This window comes from Streptomyces tricolor (genome assembly GCF_002155905.1).
Taxonomy (GTDB): Bacteria; Actinomycetota; Actinomycetes; order Streptomycetales; family Streptomycetaceae; genus Streptomyces; species Streptomyces tricolor.
Map to the genome: position 1 here is coordinate 1 of NZ_MUMF01000461.1, position 1,071 is coordinate 1,071.

The 1,071-nt window shown below is 69.5% G+C and carries 1 pseudogene; it reads left to right on the forward strand.

Annotated features, from left to right (window positions below):
- Positions 1-1,042 (forward strand): annotated as a pseudogene (locus CCN44_RS44575) (isoquinoline biosynthesis protein); the annotation flags it as partial.
- Between the last annotated feature and the right edge of the window lie 29 nt (positions 1,043-1,071).

The window sequence follows — 1,071 nt, forward strand, 5'->3', positions numbered from 1 at the left end:
CGTCACCGTCCGCGACGGCACCCACGCCGCGGTGACCGTCGCGCGCCGGGACTCCGACGACCCGGTGCTGCGCGACCTGTGGTGGGCGCACACCGGTGGCGGAGGCGGCAACTTCGGCATCGTCACCCGGTTCTGGTTCCGGGACCTGCCCGAGCCGCCCGCCCAGGTGCTGCTGCGCACCGTGGCCTGGGACTGGTCGCTCTTCGACGACGAGCCGGAGCGGTTCTACGCGCTGGTGCGCCGCTACGGCCGCTTCTTCGAGGGCGAACAGAGCGGCGCCCGCGGCGACTTCCCGTACCCGTACGACTACTGGGACATGTTCACGCTGCTCAAGCTGAACCACCGCAAGGCCGGCAAGATCGGCCTGATCGTGCAGCTGGACGGGGACCGTGCCGACTCCCCGGAGCGTCTGCGGCGGTTCCTGGAGCACATCGCCCCGGAAGCCGACTATCCACAGAGCCCGCTGGACGTGCGGATGGGCGAGCACCCGCCGCTGGAGGACCTCTACATCCCGACCCGGCTGCCCTGGCTGACGGCCACCCAGAACCTCAACGAATCCGGCCCCAGCAGGTGCGGCAAGTACAAGTCGGCGTACCACACGGCCGGTTTCACCGACGCCCAACTGCTCGCCGTCTACGACCACCTGACCGACGCACGCTACGAGAACGACCAGGCGCTGCTCCAGGTCGACTCCTACGGCGGGCGGATCAACGACGTCCCGCCGGACGCCACGGCCGTCCCGCAGCGCTCCTCCGTGCTCAAGCTCCAGTTCCAGACCTACTGGACCTGGAACAAGGACGCCAACCACGACGGCGTCTACGACTACGAGGACGCCCGGGCGGACCCGTCCATCGCCGCCCCGCACCTGGACTGGATCCGCCGCTTCTACGGCGCCGTGTACGCGGACACCGGCGGCGTCCCGGCCGTACCCGACGACGTCCCGGAGCCGGAGCACAACACCGACGGCTGCTACATCGGCTACTGCGACACCGACCTCAACGACCCGGCGTACAACGACCCGAAGAACGGCCAGCCCTGGTAGTAGAGGTGGTACCAGGGCTGGCCGTTCTT